Genomic DNA, 17385 nt, shown 5'->3' on the forward strand with positions numbered 1-17385 from the left:
TTACCCCATGGTTGGAATGATAAAGGCGTTCGATCCATCGCCGCCGCCATCGGGCCAGCGCTGGGTGACTTTCTTGTTCTTCGTCCAGAACGCGAGGCCTTCTGTACCGTATTGATCGATATCGCCAAAGCCTGACCGCTTCCACCCGCCAAAGCTGTGATAACTGACTGGTACAGGGATTGGCACGTTCACGCCGACCATGCCGACCTGAACGCGGCTTGCAAATTCGCGCGCGGCGTGGCCGTTGCGGGTGAAGATCGCGACACCGTTGCCGTATTGATGCTCGCTCGGCAGACGCACAGCATCTTCGAAGTCTTTGGCGCGTACGATCTGAAGCACGGGGCCAAAGATTTCTTCCTGATAGCTTTTCATCTGCTCGGTGACGCCATCGATTAGGGTCGGGCCGACAAAGAAGCCGTCCTCATGTCCTTGCAGCGTAAAGCCGCGACCATCGATTACGATCTCGCTGCCCTCTTCCTCGGCAGTGGTGATCCATTGTTCGACGCGGGCTTTGTGCTCAGGGGTGACAACCGGGCCATAATGGGCATCGGGATCGTTGGAGACGCCAACGCGCAATGCGTTGATCGCCGGGATCAGTTTTTCGCGCAGGCGGTTGGCGGTGTCTTCGCCAACCGGCACGACGACGGGCAGAGCCATGCAGCGCTCACCTGCGGAGCCGAACGCGGCGCCAGTCAGGTCATTCACAACCTGATCGAGATCGGCATCGGGCATGACAATGCCGTGGTTTTTCGCGCCGCCAAATGCCTGCACGCGCTTCGCATTGGCCGTGCCGCGCGAGTAGATATATTGCGCGATGTCGGACGATCCGACGAAGCTGATCGCTGGAATATCTGGGTGATCGATAATCGCGTCGACCATTTCTTTGTCACCGTGGACCACTTGCAGCAGACCTTCAGGAGCGCCCGCTTCAACGAACAGTTCGGCGAGGCGCACGGGCACGCTTGGATCGCGCTCGGACGGTTTCAGGATGAAGGCGTTGCCCGCTGCGCAGGCCATGCCGAACATCCACATCGGGATCATTGCGGGAAAGTTGAACGGGGTGATGCCCGCGCCGATGCCGAGCGGTTGACGCATCGAGAAAACATCAATGCCCGGCCCTGCGCCTTGTGTGAATTCGCCCTTCAAGACCTGCGGGATGCCGCAGGCATACTCGATCACTTCAAGCCCACGTTGGACGTCGCCTTTGGCATCGTCGACAACCTTGCCGTGCTCGGAGGAAAGCAGCTCGGCGAGGCTCTGCATGTTCGCTTCGATCAGCTCTTTGAACTTGAACATCACACGGGCGCGTTTCTGCGGGTTGGTCGCGGCCCATTCCGGCTGGACTTTTTTCGCCGTTTCTACAGCCTGATCGAGCAGGGATGCGCCAGCCAGCGGAACCTCGGCCTGAACTTCGCCAGTCGACGGGTTCCATATCTGGTGCTTGCGCGTGGGGGCAGGGCTGTCTCCGACGATGAAGTGATCAACCTGGCGCATGATTATTCCTCTCGAGTTTACGATTCTGACACTCTCCGTAGCGTTAGCGGCGCACGAAGCCAATCACTGGTGTCGCAAGGTAAGGTCTCACAGGCGACTTTGCTGTGAGCGAAAACGTACACCCCAAACATAGGTGAAATTTCCCAACTATCCGAATTGCGGTCCTAGCGGTGTGACGCGCTACCAGCGCAAACTCGCAGTTTTCTGCGGTTTCTTCAGTTTGGCACAGCTCCTGCAGAGTACGTTTCATCCAGCGGGATGGTCCCGCCAGACACGAAACAAGCATCAGGAGACTTCACCATGTTCACTACCGAAACCAACAACACCGTTCTCGCAGCCGTATTTTCGCTCAGCATTTCTGCGGTTCTTTTTGCCACTGCCGTCGTCCCAGCCAGCCCAAGCCTTTTCGCTTAAGCGCCTATTTCAGGAGAATTCGCCATGACCAACACAGACACCAATTCGACCGTCCTCGCAGCCATTTTCTCGCTCAGCATTTCGGCCATTCTCTTCGCCACGGCGATTGTCTCGGCCAGCCCAGGCGTTTTCGCCTGATCGCTCGACACAATTATTTGGGCGGCATTCTAATCGCGCCGTCCAGCCTGAATTGATGGCCGTTAATATACGAATTGCCAGCAATCTCACAAATGAGAGACGCAAACTCTTCGGGCTCGCCAAGGCGTTTTGGGAAGGGCACACTAGCGTTCAACTGATCCCACATCTGCGGATTTCTATCTTTCATTCCCAGCATCAAAGGCGTCGCAAAAATGCCGGGCATCACGGAGTTCACCCGAATGCCCAAATCCATCAGATCGCGCGCCATCGGCAGAACCATGCCGTTCACGCCCGATTTACAGCTTCCATAAATTGTCTGGCCGATTTGGCCGTCCTGCGCCGCGACGCTCGCGGTGAGCGTGATTGATCCTCGTTCCCCATCATCATTGACCGGATCGGAGTTTGCCATCCCCAAGGCGGAGATGCTGGCGATCCGATAACTCGCGACCAGAATGCCTTGCGCGCCGAACTCGTAATCCTCGGTTGAAAGCCGTTTGTAGCCGCCCGCTGTTTTATCAAACCCGATGGTCTTGCCGCGTTTCGAAGCCATCGCGCAGTGTACTGTCACACGCTCCTGACCATTGGCAGCGCGCGCTGCAGCAAAGCCCGCTTCGACGCTCTCTTCATCCATGATGTCGACATGATGGAACGTGCCGCCGATAGCTTTTGCGTGTTCTTCCCCAGCTTCATCATTGATGTCGAAAATCGCGACTTTCATGCCTTTTTTCGCAAGCGCCGCCGCGCTGGCCCGGCCAAGTCCCGATGCTCCGCCTGTTACGACGGCCGCCATGCCTGTTTCCAATTTCATAATCTCTCCTATGCGTCTCTCTCGCTTCCATCCTTAGCCTGAATTTTCGACGCCGCGATAGGGCAAGCATGCGGAGGCTGGCGCAGCGTGACTGGCATGCTAGGGCAGGTTCCATGGACGCTTTCATGTTCACATTGCTGCTGACATTTATCATCGCGCTTGGTGGGCGTGACCAGATGATCATCGCGCAATTCTCTGACGAGCTTGAGAAAACCACTGGTCTGCTGATTTTGGGCATGGCGTGCGCCGCGGCAAGTGCGGCGGCGATGGCTTATGCCGGATGGACAATAGCCGCGATGTTGCCCGATCGTGCGGCCAATATGCTGGTTGCCATCGCGCTGGCATTTGCCGGTTTAGAGCTGTTCTGGCCGATCAAGCTTAAGCGAATGAAGGAACCGACACGCAGCTATATCGCCATTGGCGCAGTCGTGCTCCTCCGGCAATTTGGCGATGCGGCGCGGTTTGTGATTTTCGCTTTTGCTGCGCAGGCCGTGTATCCGGTTGTCACGATCTTGGGCGGCGCATTGGGCGGCATGGCAGCGATCGCGCTGGGCTGGGCCGCTGGTAAAGCGCGGCTGGATCAATATCCGCTGTATTATGTCCGCATTTTTATAGGTGCGTGTTTGATTGTTGCGGCGCTTTTCATCGGATTGAACGCTCGTTTCGCGGAGCTGTGATCGGATTATTCGATTTTTGCGATCTGATTTTTCTCGAAACAAATCCATAGCTTAGTCGTTGGTTGGTTGAAGAAATACACGGCGACCGCTTCCCCTTTTGCAGGCGGTCATCCCGTTTAACACCAATCAGGAGGACAAGTATGCTTGATCCAAACAACAACTCGAAAACTGCTCTCATCGCTGAAATCAATGGTCTACTGGCCGATCACTTTGCGCTCTATGTGAAGACGAAGAACTTTCATTGGCATGTGAAGGGGCCGCGTTTCCGCGACCTACACTTGCTGTTTGACGAGCAGGCTATTGAAATTCGCGACCAAATCGATGTCATTGGTGAGCGCGCCCGCAAACTGGGCGGCGACACGATTACATCGGTAGGAATGATTGCCGAGCACACGCAGGTGAAGAACCAAGACAGCGCGACGCTGAGCGCGGAAGATATGGTTGCCGAACTTCGCGACGATAATGCGAAAATGGTTGAGCGTCTTAAGGCGATGAAGGAATTGGCCGAACAGGCAGGCGACAACGCCACCGACGGTCTGCTGGATGACTGGACCGACATGGCGGAAGAACGCGTGTGGTTCCTGACATCAACGCTCGGATAAGCCGAACAACACAAATACAGGGTGCGTAAAAGCGTCCACATCAAAAGGGCTGTTTCCGGTTAGCCGGAAGCAGCCCTTTTGCTATGGGAGTGGCATGGACCAGATAGATTTCATTCCCGACATGGATGCTGCAGAGATCGCAGACAGGCTCGCTGCGTATTTGGAGTGGGCATTGGATGCGAGCGACGCCGATCTTACCATTGCGGTACCGGGCGGTTCGACACCGTTTCCGATATTCGAAGAGCTTGTGACGCGCGATCTCGATTTTACGCGCCTGATTGTCTGGCCCACGGATGACAGGATTGTTCCTGAAGATCACGAGGCATCAAACACCGGCAAAATGCGCGCGATTTTTGAACCTGTCGGTGCGCAAGTGGTTGGCCTGCACGAAGATGCAGAAATGCCCGAATTTGCGTTGGTTTGGCTGGGTATGGGGGCGGACGGACACATCGCGTCGCTCTTTCCCAACACCGATCCGCAACCCGACGATGCCCGCGCAGTGCGCCGGATTACGCCCGATCCGCTGCCGCCAGAGGCACCGTTTGACCGGATCACGCTCACAATTCCCGCTTTGCTCAATTGCCCGTCCATCATCTTCGTAATCCGCGGTGATGAAAAGCGCGCCGTTTTTGATGCGGCCGCGGCTGGCGATAGCGACTTGCCGGTCGCCCGCCTTTTGGCGCAAGCCAAAACGTGGGAGCCGGAAGCGCCCCGTATCACCTGCTTCACATAATGACGAACATCATCCCCGCTCCGCTGCAACGCGCGCTCATGCCTTTCGCACACAAAGTGCGGCATCGCTGGCGTGTCTGGCGGGGCACGCCGATTGAGGGTGTGAGCGTGGTGGTCACCAATTTGAATGGCGATGTCCTGCTGCTGCGGCACTCATACGGGCCGAAAGTGTGGGCATTGCCGGGTGGAGGATTGAAGGCAGGAGAGGATCCTGCCGAGTGCGCACGGCGAGAGGTGATGGAAGAGCTTTCGATCAAAGTTACCAATGTTCAATCGCTCGGGTCGATTGAAGAGGAATTGTCAGGTTCCCCGCACACGGCGCACCTTTTCAGCGCGACCTGCAATGCGCGGCCTAAACCGGATGGACGCGAGGTGGACGAAGCACGGTTTTTCCCTTCGCATTCGCTTCCTGAACCGCTCGGTGAGGTGACCCGCAGGCGGCTTGGTGTCTGGAAGAAGCGGGGAACCGGCACACCCAGTTAAAGCAGGGAAAGCTGGGCGCTGTCTTTCTCCGGCTCTTTGGCATCACCGTGATCAAGGTTCGACAGTGTCAGTCCCATCAATCGGATCGGCATAGGTAAGGGAAGCGCCTCTTCGAGCAATTCCCGGCCCAGTTTGCCGACCTCTTCCTTGCTTTCGACCCAATGCGTGACTGATTTCGAGCGTGTCATCGTCTGAAAGTCGGTATACTTCATTTTGAGCGTGACCGTGCGCCCGCGCGCCTTGGCGTTCTCTATCCGCTCCCACACAATATCGATAATGTTTTCCAGCGTTTCGCGCAGCATCGCGCCGCTCGAAATATCTTCGCTGAACGTCCGCTCTCCGCCAACAGATTTGCGCACCCGGTGCGCGCTAACTGGCCTGAGGTCGATGCCCCGCGCAGCGCGGAAGAGGTAATCCGCGAAAGAGCCAAAATTCGCGCGCAGAAACTCGATATCTTTCGCCGCCAGATCGGCACCCGTTTCGATCCCGAGCCGCTTCATTTTCTCTTCGGCTTTTGGGCCGACCCCATGAAACCGCCGGATCGGCAGGCCCGCGACGAAGTCCGCGCCTTGGCCTGGCCGGATCACGCATACGCCATCCGGTTTGTTCTGATCGCTCGCCAGTTTTGCGAGAAATTTGTTGTAGGAAACCCCCGCGCTTGCTGTCAGCTGCGTCTTGGCGCGGATTTCCTGCCGGATCAGATCCGCGATCCGTGTGGCGCTGCCGATGCCGAGCCGGTCTTCCGTCACATCCAGATAGGCTTCGTCCAGACTAAGCGGTTCGACATGCGGCGTGTGGTGTTCAAACACCGCACGAATTTGCCGACTGGCTTCTTTGTAAGCGTCAAAGCGGTGCCGCACGAAAATAAGATCGGGGCAAAGCCGTTTCGCTGTGACCGATGGCATTGCGCTTTTGACGCCGAATTTGCGCGCCTCATAGCTCGCTGCGGCCACCACACCCCGCCCGCCGGACCCGCCAACCGCCACTGGCTTGCCGCGCAATTCAGGATTATCGCGCTGCTCCACGCTCGCGAAGAAGGCATCCATATCGACATGGATGATCTTGCGAAGGCCCATCGCGGCTTCATCATCTTTGTCGGGCGTGTGGTCTGGCATGTCGGCAACAATAACCGCATCATGCCGCCCGCGTCACGAAAATCACGCTTCCCTTATCGCGAACAAACGCCCAAGGCTGCGCGCCATGAACGCATCCGCCGCATCACCTATCATCCGCAAGTCCTTGGGCGAGCGTGAAATGATCGTGCTGATGGCGCTTTTGATGAGCCTTCAGGCGTTTGGCATTGACGCGATGCTGCCCGCGCTAGGCGAGATGGCAAGCGATTTTGGCGCTGGCGGCAATGATCGTCAGCAAGTGATCGGCGCGTACTTCCTGGGTTCGGGAATAGGCGCGCTTTTTCCGGGGATGTTTGCGGACCGTTTTGGCCGCCGTCCGGTGCTTGCGGTCTGTCTAGCCGCCTATATCGGCCTTTCGATTGCCTGCGCATTGGCGACCAGTTTCGACGCGCTGATCGCGATGCGTTTAGCGCAGGGTTTTAGCTGCGCAGGATTAAGTGTCGTTCCTGCGGCCATCGTTCGTGACCAAGTCGGCGGTGACCGTATGGCGCGGTTGATGAGCCTGATCATGATGATTTTCCTTATCGTGCCGATCATCGCGCCGGCGATCGGTCAGGTCATCCTGATCTTCGCAGGTTGGCAGGCGATTTTCTACGCCATGGCGATAGTCGGGACGCTGGTCGCTGCGTGGGTTTGGTTGCGTCTGCCAGAAACTTTGACCGAGGAAACTCGCCAGAAAATCAACCTTTCCACTGTGACGGCGAATATGGGCCAAGCGCTCTTTAACCGTCAGGCGATTGGCTATGTCATTGGCAGCGGACTGGTGTTCGGGTCGCTGTTCGGCTTCCTCAATTCGTCGCAACAACTGATCGGCGAAGCATTCGGAATGGGTGACTATTTCGCGGTGATATTTGGCGGAGCGGTATTGGGCATGGTTGCGGCCAATTTCCTCAACTCGCGCATCGTTGAACGGTTTGGCGCGCGCCGGGTTAGCCATACCGCGCTGTTCCTGTTTATCGGCGCCTCACTGCTGCAATTGTGGTCCGCCAATCAGCCGGATCAAACGATCTGGCAGTTCGTCCCATTGATGAGTTGCAACATGGCGATGCTGGGCTTTGTCGGGGCGAATTTCAGCTCAATCGCGATGCAGCCATTCTTCCATATTGCGGGCGCGGCCAGCTCCGTTCACGCGGCTCTGCGGATGACATTGGGCGCGGTGTTGGGCGTGACAATCGGCGCGGCCTATGACGGGACAACAGTTCCTCTCGCCATGTCGATGCTGATATGCTCGCTGCTTACGCTTTTGATCGTGCTGTTCAGCGAGCGCGGCAAGCTGTTTACGCGGCCCAACGGTTAGGTTTCGCTGCGTAGATTACGCCAAGCGAGTTCGGCAAATTCGCACAGCAATGGCCGTGTATCGCGCGGGTCGATGATGTCTTCTACATTGAACAATTCCGCGCTGCGGAAGGGCGACGTGACCTTGTTCAGCCGTTCCTTGATCGCTTCCAGCTCACCTGCGGGATCATCGCTGGCTGCGAGTTCGGATTTGTATGCGACTTCCAGCCCGCCCGCGATAGGCAGGCTGCCCCAATCGCCCGACGGCCAGCAGAAGCGGTATTGATAGAGGTCCGCATTACTCATCGCGCTGCCCGCTATCCCGTATGCGCGGCGCATCACGATACTGGCGAGCGGGACGGTGGCTTTGTAGATCGCGTTCATCGCCTGCACGCCGTATCGGATTGTGCCTGCCATCTCCGCCTCGCGCCCGATCATAAAGCCTGGATTGTCGACGAGATGGACGATGGGCAACCGGAACTGGTCGGCAAGCTTCACAAAGCGTTCGACCTTCTCGCTTGTTTTGGCTTCCCACGATCCGCCCAGATAGCTTGGATCGCTGGCGATAACTGCGACTGGATAGCCATCGAGACGGGCGAGCGCAGTGATCGCAGCGCGGCCCCAGTTCTTGCCGATTTCAAACACGGTGCCGTGATCGAGGATCATGTCCATCGCGCGGCGCATGGAATAGACTTGTTGTGGCTCGTGCGGGACAAGGCTGAGCAATGCCTCCTCGCGCCGGTCCACCGGATCGGTTGGCGCAGCGCGGCGGGCAAGCTGCCCGACATGTTCGGGCATAAAGCTAAGGAAATGGCGCGCCCTCGCGAAAGCTTCGGCTTCGCTCACGACCTCATCATCGACCACACCGTTGCGGGTGTGAATGTCGACCCCGCCAAGCTCTTCCTTGGCCTGCTGGTGATCGTCCGCACTTTTGTAGCTTGCACCGAGACCGTCAACGACAGCGGGGCCAGCGGCGAATAATTGCGAGAGCCCGCGCACCATGATCGAGTAGTGACTGGCAACGATCCTCGCCGCACCGAGCCCGGCCGTCGGGCCAAGCGCCAGCGCCACAACGGGCACGGTGTCGAGGTTCTTGACCGTATCGCCCCAGCCGGGAACTGCCGGAATATAAGTCGCGCCAATCTGTTCGAGCGTTTTGACCGAGCCGCCACCGCCGGTGCCGTCGATCATCTTGACTATGGGCAGTTTCAGCTCGTGCGCCATCTGCTCGGCCTGAACCATCTTGCGTTTGATCCCCGCATCCGCCGCGCCGCCGCGAATAGTGAAATCATCGGCTGTGGCAACGATGGGCCGACCATTGACGGTGGCTTTGCCGAACAGGAACGGGGCAGGGGTTACGCCCTGAAGATCACCGTTTTCGTCGTAATAGCCCTTGCCAGCGATCTTGCCGATTTCGCGGAACGAGCCTTCGTCGCAAAGCGCCGCGAGCCGCGCGCGGGCATCCATTTTTCCGCGCGAGTGTTGGCGCGCGACCTTGTCCGCGCCGCCCATCTGTTCGGCAAGGGCTTCGCGTTGGCGAAGTTCTTCGAGTTCTTTTGCCCAACTCATTTTTGTTTTCCGCACGCCATCCTGCGCGCGACTTCCTCGCTCATGCGATCAAAGATCGCGTCGCTGCGGGCGCCCAGTCGGGCTTGCGGTTGCTGCGCAACCGATAGGGACGCGTCGCAAGCTGTCACTCGTCAGGCTCCACCACACAAAGCACCGCCTCGACCTGCACTTGCCCGCCTTCAGACGCGGCAAGCTGCGTCACGGTGCCGTCAAACGGCGCGGTGAGAGCGTGCTCCATCTTCATCGCTTCGAGCACCATCAGCCGGTCGCCCGCTTTAACCGCTTGGCCATCGCTCACATCGACCGCGATAACCTTGCCCGGCATAGGTGAGAGGATCGCGCCATCGGCGGCGGAGGCTGCGCCAGTGCCGCGTTCGCGCGCGAAGCTGACGACATGAGCGGCACCCCTTTCGAAAATCAGGATTTCGCCGTCAGGCTGGTCATCGGCAACATCGCCATGTGTGGTTGGCAGATGAGTGACTTCGCTGAAATCTTGCCTTCCATCGACCTCAACAGCAAAGCGATCATCATCACCAGTCGCTGCGACGGACAAGTGTCTGACTTCACCATTCAAGTGCATGGCTACGCGAGCTAGTGCTGGCTCTGCATTCAGACGGAAACCAAAAACGCCGTTTGCTTTGGGCAAAATATCGCGATCCCAGTCCTTTGCCTCGAACTCTTCAATGCGCCAGCTTGCTGCCGCCATTTCGACAGCGGCTGAAGGCTCGGAATGGAGCAGCGCGTCGCCTTTCGCAGCAATCAGACCGGTGTCCAGTTGCGCCGATCCGAACTCGTCCATTTCAAGCAAATTCACCAAAAACGAAGCATTCGAACGAACAGGATAAACTTCAACGCCAGCACAGACGTTCGCAAGGTCTGAGATTGCTGTATTTCGATCAACTGCGTGAACAATGAGTTTTGCGATCATCGGATCGTAGAACGGCGAAATGTCACTACCTTCTTCGACACTAGTTTCAATCCGGCCTTCATCACCAAGATCAAAATGCTCCAACCGCCCCGTGCTCGGCAAAAACCCCTTCGCCGGATCCTCCGCATAGAGCCGCGCTTCGATGGCGTGGCCATTGATGCTCAGTTCTTCCTGCTTCAGCGGGATTGGCTCGCCGCTCGCGACGCGCAGCTGCCATTCCACCAAGTCCACGCCGGTGATCTCTTCGGTCACCGGGTGCTCCACCTGGAGCCTAGTGTTCATCTCCATAAAGAAGATGCGGTCGGCGCGCAGGCCTTCGCTGGCGTCGGCGATGAATTCAATCGTGCCCGCGCCTTCGTAATCGACCGCTTTCGCGGCGCGCACGGCGGCGGCGCAGATTTCTTCGCGGGTGGCCTCGTCCATACCGGGGGCAGGGGCTTCCTCGATCACTTTTTGGTGACGACGTTGCAGCGAGCAATCGCGCTCGAACAGGTGGACGACATTGCCGTGGCTGTCGCCGAAGACCTGCACCTCGATATGCCGGGGCGAGGTGATCCACTTTTCCAGCAGCACTTCGTCATTGGAAAAGCTCGCCTTGGCCTCGCGCCGGCAGCTTTCTAGATCGGCTTCGAAATTCTCGGGCGCGTCGACTTTGCGCATACCCTTACCGCCGCCGCCAGCGACCGCCTTGATCAGCACTGGATAGCCGATGGCGTCGGCCTCCTTCTTCAAGCGTTCGACCGACTGGTCTTCGCCAAGATAGCCCGGAGTGACGGGTACACCTGCAGCGATCATGCGCTCTTTGGCAGCATCTTTGAGGCCCATCGCCTCGATGCTCTCAGGCTTCGGCCCGACCCAAATTAGGCCAGCGTCGATCACCGCGCGGGCGAAGTCTGCATTCTCTGACAAAAAGCCGTAGCCGGGATGGATCGCCTCTGCGCCGGTTTCCTTCGCCGCTGCGATAATCTTCTCACCGACCAGATAGCTTTCTGCAGCGGGTGAGGGGCCAATATGCACGGCCTCGTCGGCTTGGCGCACATGCAGCGCCTTGGCATCGGCATCGGAATAGACCGCGACAGTCGCCACGCCCATCTCGCGCGCAGTGCGGATGATGCGGCAGGCGATCTCGCCGCGATTGGCAATCAGGAGTTTCTTGATCATTGTTCTTTCGGCTCCGGTGCGCCGATTGCTGAGCACTGGCTAGGTGGCACCATGGAAAAGCTGGTATTGGCCACTTTCCACCCATCATTGTCGGTTTTTACGAGGCTGAGCGAGTTGACGCCGCAATGGCTGGTCTCGCCCTCGGTTACAAATCGGTATGGACCCCAAACATGCGCCATATCGCCATCCACAATGAGCGATTTGACGATCATTCGCTCATCGACAGTGGCCGTCGACTTTCCCCAGCGGGACAGATGATCTGACACGGGCACAGCGGTTACGGCGGTGTTTTGGGGGTTCATTCGATTGTGAATGAAGATCATGCCTTCGGGCAGCATCACTTCAGAAAGCGCTGTCTTATCCGGATTTCGAATGGCGTCGAAAAACGCAATCAATCCGACCATGACTTCATCCCGAGGTTCCAAAACGCGCGACGTGGAATATATGGGCGGCCCTTTGGCTTGAACCGGAGAGGCGTGAATGGGGGCGGCTTGTGAAAGGGCTAAACCCGCAAGGGCAGCAGCAAACAGGATAGTGGTTTTCATACGGACGTGGCTACGCCAGCGCGCACGTCGCTTCAAGCGTTTGGTCGGAAATCCGCAATGCCCCATGTGATCGGGCCGTCGGGATGCTTTTCACGGTTGATCACGGCAGACAGGAAGGCGCGCGCTCCGTGCCATGCCTTTTCATAGCGCGGGACATAGGTGCGGGAATTCCACGCCTCGGTCCCGCGTTTCCTCACCTTGCGCCCTATCGCGCCATAAATGCGCGCCGCGGACAGGACCGCCCAGCGGCTGCGGAAGGGCAGACGGGCTGCGCCGACGCGAGCGGCGGCTTCGTGTTTTTCGACGAGTGCGACGAGGCGTTCAGCCATATCTGCCAGCTCTTGCCGGTGATGCGGTTTGGTGTGCTGGCCCGGTTCAATGTCCTCTTCGACGAGCCACATCAGCGGCAGGTAACATCGGCCCACGGCGTCATCTTCGACGATATCGCGGGCAATATTGGAAAGCTGGAATGCGAGACCCAGATCGTTCGCGCGGTCGAGCGTGTCCTGATCCTCTGGATCGACGCCCATGACAACCGCCATCATCACGCCAACAGCGCCTGCGACGTGGAAGCAATATTGCAGCATGTCGCTCTCTTCGCGCGGGCGCCAATCCTCGGCATCGAGGGCAAAGCCCGCGATCACATCTTCGGCCATGGCAGGAGTCAGGCCGCATTCTTCGGCCACCACGCCCAGCGCATCGAATGCCGGATCGCCAGTCGGCTCGCCCGCAAAGGCTTTGGCGGTGAGTTTGCGGATCAGGTTCAGGCGGCTGTCGAGGTCGGACTGATCGCCCAATTCGCCGCCCATTACCTGATTATCGGCAATATCGTCACACTGGCGGCACCATGCATAGAGCAGCCATGCGCGTTCGCGGGTTTCTGGATCAAACAGCTTCGATGCAGCCGAGAAGCTTTGCGAGCCGACTTTGATCGTGCGGCGAGCGTGCTCAACGAGGGCTTGGCGGCGGGCGGCGTCGACTTTCATGCGGACTGCCTAGAGTTCCTCAGCCTTCATCTTGAAGATCGGCGTGTGCGGTTTGTAAGCCGCCATTTTGTCGAGCAGATCAGGCAGTGTCTCCGCTGAAATCAGGATGTTCTGGTGGGCGGGGCGGACAAAGCCCACATCGGCCATCTTCGCGTTGAACGCGATCAGATCATCGTAAAATCCGAATGCGTTGAGCAAGCCGACCGGATCGGAGTGATAGCCAAGCTGCGCCCAGCTCATCGCTTCCCACAATTCATCCATCGTGCCCACGCCGCCAGGGATAGTCACGAAACCATCGGACAGATCGGTAAAGCGCTGTTTGCGCTCATGCATGCCGGTGACTGTGATCAGCTCATCGCAATTGTGATTGGCGACCTCTGAATTGACGAGCGCTTCGGGGATCACACCGATCACTTCGCCGCCCGCATCCTTAGCACCATTCGCGACCGCGCCCATCAGACCGAGGCGGCCACCGCCATAGACAACGCCAATGCCGCGTTCGGCAAGGCCAGCGCCGACACTGCGGGCGAGTTCGATATAACGCGGATCATCGGGCGTGGCCGAGCCGCAATAGATAGCAAGACGTTTCATCAACGGGGTTCAAACTTCCATTTTGGGCCGCAAATATGCTGGAAAACGGCGGTCAGCACTTTTTCATCGGCTTTGTCGTTGGCTTGGACGAATTTTCCGATCTCATCGGTGCGCAGTTTTGGAGTCTCATTCTGCAATTTCGGTTCCCAATATCCGATAGGGGCCAACATTGAGCGCTCACAATCAATCGCAACCAGGAAATCAACGAAATATACGCTACCATCTCTATCGGGTTCGGAGCCTCTAATAAGCACCGTCTTGTAAGTGTTCTCACCGTCAGAATAGTCAGCCGTCTGTTCCTGATCGAGCAGCATGATTTCCGCTTTCTCACGATCGATCACAGACCATTCATGCGTGTGGTCTTCTGAGACTAGGTCGGAACGCGGCAATTCAGCAGCAACGACGTCAGACAACAGAAGGATTGCAAGAAGCATCATGCGCTCGCTTTAACCGCCAAATCCTCCAGCACAATACCAGCGGTTGCCTTCGCCCTGCCGACCACGCCGGGGATGCCCGCTCCGGGATGTGTGCTCATTTTGAATTTGCTACTTCGCACGCACGGCGGACCACAGTGCCGCTGATCGTTCCTTTTAAACCGGGCGCATATGGAATTTCCGCCAATCGCCCAGTGACATCACCAGCTTGTAGAGTCTTGCCCTGCTTATCGAAGGTGGCAAGGTGAACAAGTTTGTACATCTGAGGGCCGCATCGGACGTGATATTTTAGAAAAGTGCTGGCTTGCTTCTTCGAAGCGTTCTTGGACTCATCGATGATGAAATCAGCCACGACATAGGGGCCGCCTTCGTCTCGCCCCTTACCCTTCTGATCAGCGTCAATGTAATAGACCGAGCCCTCGGGCGTTTCGGCAATGCGAACCCAATTGCTGGACAATTTAGACGACGCGAAGGCGGGGATCGCAAGTGCGGCCATTGCGATCCCGGCTAAGATTGGGCGACAGATGATCATGCGCTCGCTTTAGCCGCCAAATCCTCCAGCACAATACCGGCGGTTGCCTTCGCGCTGCCGACAACGCCAGGGATGCCCGCGCCGGGATGGGTGCCTGCGCCAACAAGGTAAAAATTGTCGATCACATCATCGCGGTTGTGGCCGCGCATATAGGCGCTTTGCCACAAAACCGGTTCCAGACTGAACGCGCTGCCAAGGTGCGCGTTAAGATCGGCCGAGAAATCTTTCGGCGCGTAGTGGAATTTGGTCACGATCCGGTCGTGAATGTCGGGGATCAGGCGGCGACCAACCTCGTCGAGGATAGCCTTTTCCAGCTTTGGCCCTTCGACGTCCCAATCAATCGGCATCTTGCCCATGTGAGCCACCGGAACCAGCGCGTAGAACGTGCTCTTGCCCTTTGGCGCCATGCTCGGATCGGTCACGGTTGGGTGGTGCAGGTAGATCGAGAAATCCTGCGGCAACACGCCGTTTTTGTAGATATCCTCGACCAACCCTTTGTAGCGCGGGCCGAACAGGATCATGTGATGCGGGATGCCCGGCCATGTTCCTTCGAGGCCGAAATGCACGACAAACAGCGAAGGCGAATAGCTTTTTCGGGCCAGCGATTTCGCATATTTCGGACCGCGCGCGCTTTCGCTGAGCAGGTCTTTGTAAGAATGCATGATGTCAGCGTTGGATGCGACCGCATCGAAACGCTCTTTCCAACCGCTTTCAGTTTCCACTTCTGTGGCTTTGGTGCCGAGCGTGTGAACCTGTTTCACGCCGTCCCCGACGCGCATGGTGCCGCCGAGCCGTTCAAAATGGCGCACCATGCCCGCGATTAAACGGTTCGTGCCGCCGCGTGCCCACCAGACGCCGCCGTCCTTTTCCAGCTTATGGATCAAAGCGTAAATGGAGGAGGTTTTCATCGGGCTGCCGCCGACCAGCAGCGTATGAAAGCTGAAGGCTTCGCGCAGTCGTTCGTCCTGAATGTAGCTGGCGACCATGCTGTAAACGCTGCGCCAGGCCTGTTTTTTGACCAGCGCGGGCGCCGCTTTCAACATACTCTTGAAATCGAGAAACGGGATATGGCCCAGTTTGACGTAGCCTTCTTCGTACACGCCGGCGGCGTATTCGAGGAATTGCTGATACCCGATCACGTCATCGGGATTGAGCTTCGCGATTTCGGCGTACAGCTCTTCTTCGTGGTTTGAATAATCGAAGTTCGTGCCGTCGGGCCAGTTGAGGCGATAAAACGGGTGGACCTTCATCAACTCGACATCGTCGGCGATGTCGTGACCGGTCAGCTCCCACAGCTCTTTCAAACAAGGCGGATCGGTGATGACCGTGGGGCCAGCATCAAAGGTGAAGCCGTCCTTTTCCCAGAAATAGGCGCGGCCGCCGGGCTTGTCGCGGGATTCAATGACGGTGGTCTTGATGCCGTGCGATTGCAGACGCAAAGCCAACGCCAAACCGCCAAAGCCCGCTCCGATCACGCATGCGGACTTGCCAGAATATTTCTCTGCCATGGCCGGATTGATGCCCTTGCCACCATTGGTGGAGAGACCAAAGTCGAGCTTCCCATCTGAAGCTATTGGGGCATTCATACCGTTTTCTCCGGTTTCAGGGGCTTGCCCCGCTTAAACATGGCAGCGATTGCGCGCGGAATAGATACGGGCGGATTACCCCACAAGACGCGGACCCGGTCAAACCCGGTCGATTTGCCTGTATAAAACCGCTCGATCAGCCCTTCGCGCAGACTGTAGAACCTCTGGAATACGTTTACACGCTTCTCTGGTTTCGCAGCGAAGAAAAGAAATCTTGCGAGCAAGCGATAATAGCCGGTTTTGCGCCAATGGGTCCGGGCGCGAACTTCCATCATCGCAGCCAGTTGCGGACCGGGCAAATCGGCCTCTTGTGCGATGGCCAGCGCGTTTTCGACCGCCATGGGTATCGTATAGCTGGTGAGCGGGTGGGTAAAGCCGCCGCGTGCACCGGCAATGGTGACGCCTTCGATGCGCACTTCATCTTGATAGGCGGAAAAATCGCCGCCGGTCAGCACGGGCAGCACGCCGCTTTCATGACCCATAGGCGTGCCGTCTTTCCAGCCGCTTTGGTGGCAATATTGATCGATCCGCGCCGAAAGCGCGCTGCGATCAAGATCGGGATCGTCGGCATAATAGGTGTCTTCGACAAACACATCATGCGCGCCCAGCGGCAGGACATAAACGAAGCGATATGCGCCGCCATTGCCGTGCGGCGCGACCTGATCGACGCTGGCATCCATGATTACTGGACGGGCGATGCCATGCGCCTTTTCAAGTGTCATATGCCGGCCCAGAAAAACCTGCCAGCCGCCGTTCAAATGTTTGCTGCTGGTGAATGTTCGGCAATCGATCACGCTGCGTGCATTGATGCGCGATCCATCGTCTAAATCGACGCCGCGCGCATCAATCCCGCTGGCGCGCCGGCCCAGATGCAGCGTCCCTTGGGGCAAAGCGCGCGTAAGCCGTTCATGAAAATTGACCGAGGATAGCGAGTTGTATCCGGTCGCTAATTTACGCTGGTATTTCGGGAAGCGGACGTCGTAGCCGTCCTCCCAACGATCTTTGCGGAAAGAGGAAAGCAGCGCGTGGCCTTCTTCAGAGAGGTCGCTCGAAAACCAGCTCCAGCGGTGGTTGCCGCCCAACGTCTTGCCCGCTTCGATCAGCGCAATGCGAAATTCAGGGCGTGCCTGATGAAGCGCCAATGCGATCAATCCCCCGGACAGCCCGCCGCCAACGATAGCGACATCATACGTCGTTTGAGAGCCAGCATTGGCTGATTGAATGGGGGCGTGATCGCTCATGCGTAAAGGTGCCTAGTGCAGGGCGCGGGGCGGGGCAATGCACTGCCCGTTTGTAA

19 protein-coding genes are annotated in these 17385 nt (G+C 57.9%); 7 read left to right on the forward strand and 12 right to left on the reverse strand.

All coding sequences use genetic code 11. From position 1 onward, the window contains the following. A complete protein-coding gene (locus tag MWU39_RS01890; protein ID WP_247158280.1) occupies positions 1-1494 on the reverse strand; it encodes a CoA-acylating methylmalonate-semialdehyde dehydrogenase in 1494 nt (497 codons plus the stop codon). Between the two features lie 300 nt (positions 1495-1794). On the opposite strand from MWU39_RS01890, the gene MWU39_RS01895 reads away from it, so the two are divergent. Next, the gene (locus MWU39_RS01895; RefSeq protein WP_247158281.1) at positions 1795-1908 is read left to right on the forward strand and encodes an enoyl-CoA hydratase; all 114 of its coding nucleotides are present in this window, start codon (positions 1795-1797) and stop codon (positions 1906-1908) included. Positions 1909-1932: 24 nt separating this feature from the next. Continuing rightward, positions 1933-2046 (forward strand): enoyl-CoA hydratase, encoded by a 114-nt coding sequence (locus MWU39_RS01900; RefSeq protein ID WP_247158282.1) that lies wholly within the window; start codon positions 1933-1935, stop codon positions 2044-2046. A 13-nt stretch (positions 2047-2059) separates the two neighbouring features. Here the strand turns inward: MWU39_RS01900 and MWU39_RS01905 are convergent, their stop codons facing one another. Further along, positions 2060-2854, reverse strand: a complete 795-nt coding sequence (locus MWU39_RS01905) for an SDR family oxidoreductase (RefSeq protein ID WP_247158283.1) — start codon at positions 2852-2854, stop codon at positions 2060-2062. A 113-nt stretch (positions 2855-2967) separates the two neighbouring features. Here MWU39_RS01905 and MWU39_RS01910 point away from each other — a divergent pair, with 113 nt between their 5' ends. From MWU39_RS01910 to MWU39_RS01925, 4 genes are all read left to right on the forward strand, one after another. After that, complete coding sequence (locus MWU39_RS01910) at positions 2968-3531, forward strand: hypothetical protein (RefSeq protein ID WP_247158284.1); 564 nt, start codon at positions 2968-2970, stop codon at positions 3529-3531. 140 nt (positions 3532-3671) lie between these two features. Further along, positions 3672-4133 (forward strand): DNA starvation/stationary phase protection protein, encoded by a 462-nt coding sequence (locus MWU39_RS01915; protein WP_247158285.1) that lies wholly within the window; start codon positions 3672-3674, stop codon positions 4131-4133. 94 nt (positions 4134-4227) lie between these two features. Beyond that, on the forward strand, positions 4228-4866 hold the full coding sequence (locus MWU39_RS01920) for a 6-phosphogluconolactonase (protein ID WP_247158286.1): 639 nt from the start codon (positions 4228-4230) through the stop codon (positions 4864-4866). Next, a complete protein-coding gene (locus tag MWU39_RS01925) occupies positions 4866-5348 on the forward strand; it encodes an NUDIX domain-containing protein (protein ID WP_247158287.1) in 483 nt (160 codons plus the stop codon). The genes MWU39_RS01920 and MWU39_RS01925 overlap by 1 nt, the downstream gene beginning before the upstream one ends. Here the strand turns inward: MWU39_RS01925 and dinB are convergent. Further along, on the reverse strand, positions 5345-6463 hold the full coding sequence (gene dinB / locus MWU39_RS01930; RefSeq protein ID WP_247158288.1) for a DNA polymerase IV: 1119 nt from the start codon (positions 6461-6463) through the stop codon (positions 5345-5347). The two genes, MWU39_RS01925 and dinB, sit on opposite strands and share 4 nt — an antisense overlap. Positions 6464-6548: 85 nt before the next feature. Here dinB and MWU39_RS01935 point away from each other — a divergent pair, with 85 nt between their 5' ends. Next, a complete protein-coding gene (locus MWU39_RS01935; protein ID WP_247158289.1) occupies positions 6549-7778 on the forward strand; it encodes a multidrug effflux MFS transporter in 1230 nt (409 codons plus the stop codon). Here MWU39_RS01935 and MWU39_RS01940 read toward each other — a convergent pair. From MWU39_RS01940 to crtY, 9 genes are all read right to left on the reverse strand, one after another. Beyond that, entirely contained in the window at positions 7775-9325 is a 1551-nt protein-coding gene (locus MWU39_RS01940; RefSeq protein ID WP_247158290.1) for a carboxyl transferase domain-containing protein, read from the reverse strand. The two genes, MWU39_RS01935 and MWU39_RS01940, sit on opposite strands and share 4 nt — an antisense overlap. A 124-nt stretch (positions 9326-9449) precedes the next feature. Further along, a complete protein-coding gene (locus MWU39_RS01945; RefSeq protein ID WP_247158291.1) occupies positions 9450-11414 on the reverse strand; it encodes an acetyl/propionyl/methylcrotonyl-CoA carboxylase subunit alpha in 1965 nt (654 codons plus the stop codon). Then, entirely contained in the window at positions 11411-11959 is a 549-nt protein-coding gene (locus MWU39_RS01950; RefSeq protein WP_247158292.1) for a hypothetical protein, read from the reverse strand. The genes MWU39_RS01945 and MWU39_RS01950 overlap by 4 nt, the downstream gene beginning before the upstream one ends. Positions 11960-11991: 32 nt before the next feature. Then, entirely contained in the window at positions 11992-12945 is a 954-nt protein-coding gene (locus MWU39_RS01955) for a phytoene/squalene synthase family protein (RefSeq protein WP_247158293.1), read from the reverse strand. A 9-nt stretch (positions 12946-12954) separates the two neighbouring features. Further along, complete coding sequence (locus tag MWU39_RS01960) at positions 12955-13536, reverse strand: TIGR00730 family Rossman fold protein (protein WP_247158294.1); 582 nt, start codon at positions 13534-13536, stop codon at positions 12955-12957. After that, positions 13536-13973 (reverse strand): hypothetical protein, encoded by a 438-nt coding sequence (locus MWU39_RS01965; protein WP_247158295.1) that lies wholly within the window; start codon positions 13971-13973, stop codon positions 13536-13538. Before MWU39_RS01965 ends, MWU39_RS01960 begins: the two co-directional genes overlap by 1 nt. Positions 13974-14067: 94 nt before the next feature. Then, positions 14068-14427 carry a hypothetical protein gene (locus MWU39_RS01970; RefSeq protein ID WP_247158296.1) on the reverse strand — a complete coding sequence of 120 codons (360 nt, stop codon included), beginning with the start codon at positions 14425-14427 and terminating at the stop codon, positions 14068-14070. 71 nt (positions 14428-14498) lie between these two features. Further along, the gene (locus MWU39_RS01975; RefSeq protein ID WP_247160283.1) at positions 14499-16010 is read right to left on the reverse strand and encodes a phytoene desaturase; all 1512 of its coding nucleotides are present in this window, start codon (positions 16008-16010) and stop codon (positions 14499-14501) included. Positions 16011-16084: 74 nt separating this feature from the next. Then, positions 16085-17329 (reverse strand): lycopene beta-cyclase CrtY, encoded by a 1245-nt coding sequence (gene crtY / locus MWU39_RS01980; protein WP_247158297.1) that lies wholly within the window; start codon positions 17327-17329, stop codon positions 16085-16087. Positions 17330-17385 lie beyond the last annotated feature (56 nt).

The sequence above is a fragment of the Erythrobacter sp. F6033 genome (assembly GCF_023016005.1).
Lineage (GTDB): Bacteria > Pseudomonadota > Alphaproteobacteria > Sphingomonadales > Sphingomonadaceae > Erythrobacter.

What these genes read in the sequence shown, in the direction of transcription:
- MWU39_RS01890 (WP_247158280.1), bottom strand. Translation starts at nt 1,494, where the DNA reads ATGCGCCAGGTTGATCACTTCATCGTCGGAGACAGCCCTGCCCCCACG.
- MWU39_RS01935 (WP_247158289.1), top strand. Translation starts at nt 6,549, where the DNA reads ATGAACGCATCCGCCGCATCACCTATCATCCGCAAGTCCTTGGGCGAG.
- MWU39_RS01960 (WP_247158294.1), bottom strand. Translation starts at nt 13,536, where the DNA reads ATGAAACGTCTTGCTATCTATTGCGGCTCGGCCACGCCCGATGATCCG.
- MWU39_RS01945 (WP_247158291.1), bottom strand. Translation starts at nt 11,414, where the DNA reads ATGATCAAGAAACTCCTGATTGCCAATCGCGGCGAGATCGCCTGCCGC.
- MWU39_RS01910 (WP_247158284.1), top strand. Translation starts at nt 2,968, where the DNA reads ATGGACGCTTTCATGTTCACATTGCTGCTGACATTTATCATCGCGCTT.
- MWU39_RS01950 (WP_247158292.1), bottom strand. Translation starts at nt 11,959, where the DNA reads ATGAAAACCACTATCCTGTTTGCTGCTGCCCTTGCGGGTTTAGCCCTT.
- MWU39_RS01975 (WP_247160283.1), bottom strand. Translation starts at nt 16,010, where the DNA reads ATGGCAGAGAAATATTCTGGCAAGTCCGCATGCGTGATCGGAGCGGGC.
- dinB (WP_247158288.1), bottom strand. Translation starts at nt 6,463, where the DNA reads ATGCCAGACCACACGCCCGACAAAGATGATGAAGCCGCGATGGGCCTT.
- MWU39_RS01955 (WP_247158293.1), bottom strand. Translation starts at nt 12,945, where the DNA reads ATGAAAGTCGACGCCGCCCGCCGCCAAGCCCTCGTTGAGCACGCTCGC.
- MWU39_RS01940 (WP_247158290.1), bottom strand. Translation starts at nt 9,325, where the DNA reads ATGAGTTGGGCAAAAGAACTCGAAGAACTTCGCCAACGCGAAGCCCTT.
- MWU39_RS01965 (WP_247158295.1), bottom strand. Translation starts at nt 13,973, where the DNA reads ATGATGCTTCTTGCAATCCTTCTGTTGTCTGACGTCGTTGCTGCTGAA.
- MWU39_RS01895 (WP_247158281.1), top strand. Translation starts at nt 1,795, where the DNA reads ATGTTCACTACCGAAACCAACAACACCGTTCTCGCAGCCGTATTTTCG.
- MWU39_RS01915 (WP_247158285.1), top strand. Translation starts at nt 3,672, where the DNA reads ATGCTTGATCCAAACAACAACTCGAAAACTGCTCTCATCGCTGAAATC.
- MWU39_RS01920 (WP_247158286.1), top strand. Translation starts at nt 4,228, where the DNA reads ATGGACCAGATAGATTTCATTCCCGACATGGATGCTGCAGAGATCGCA.
- MWU39_RS01900 (WP_247158282.1), top strand. Translation starts at nt 1,933, where the DNA reads ATGACCAACACAGACACCAATTCGACCGTCCTCGCAGCCATTTTCTCG.
- crtY (WP_247158297.1), bottom strand. Translation starts at nt 17,329, where the DNA reads ATGAGCGATCACGCCCCCATTCAATCAGCCAATGCTGGCTCTCAAACG.
- MWU39_RS01925 (WP_247158287.1), top strand. Translation starts at nt 4,866, where the DNA reads ATGACGAACATCATCCCCGCTCCGCTGCAACGCGCGCTCATGCCTTTC.
- MWU39_RS01905 (WP_247158283.1), bottom strand. Translation starts at nt 2,854, where the DNA reads ATGAAATTGGAAACAGGCATGGCGGCCGTCGTAACAGGCGGAGCATCG.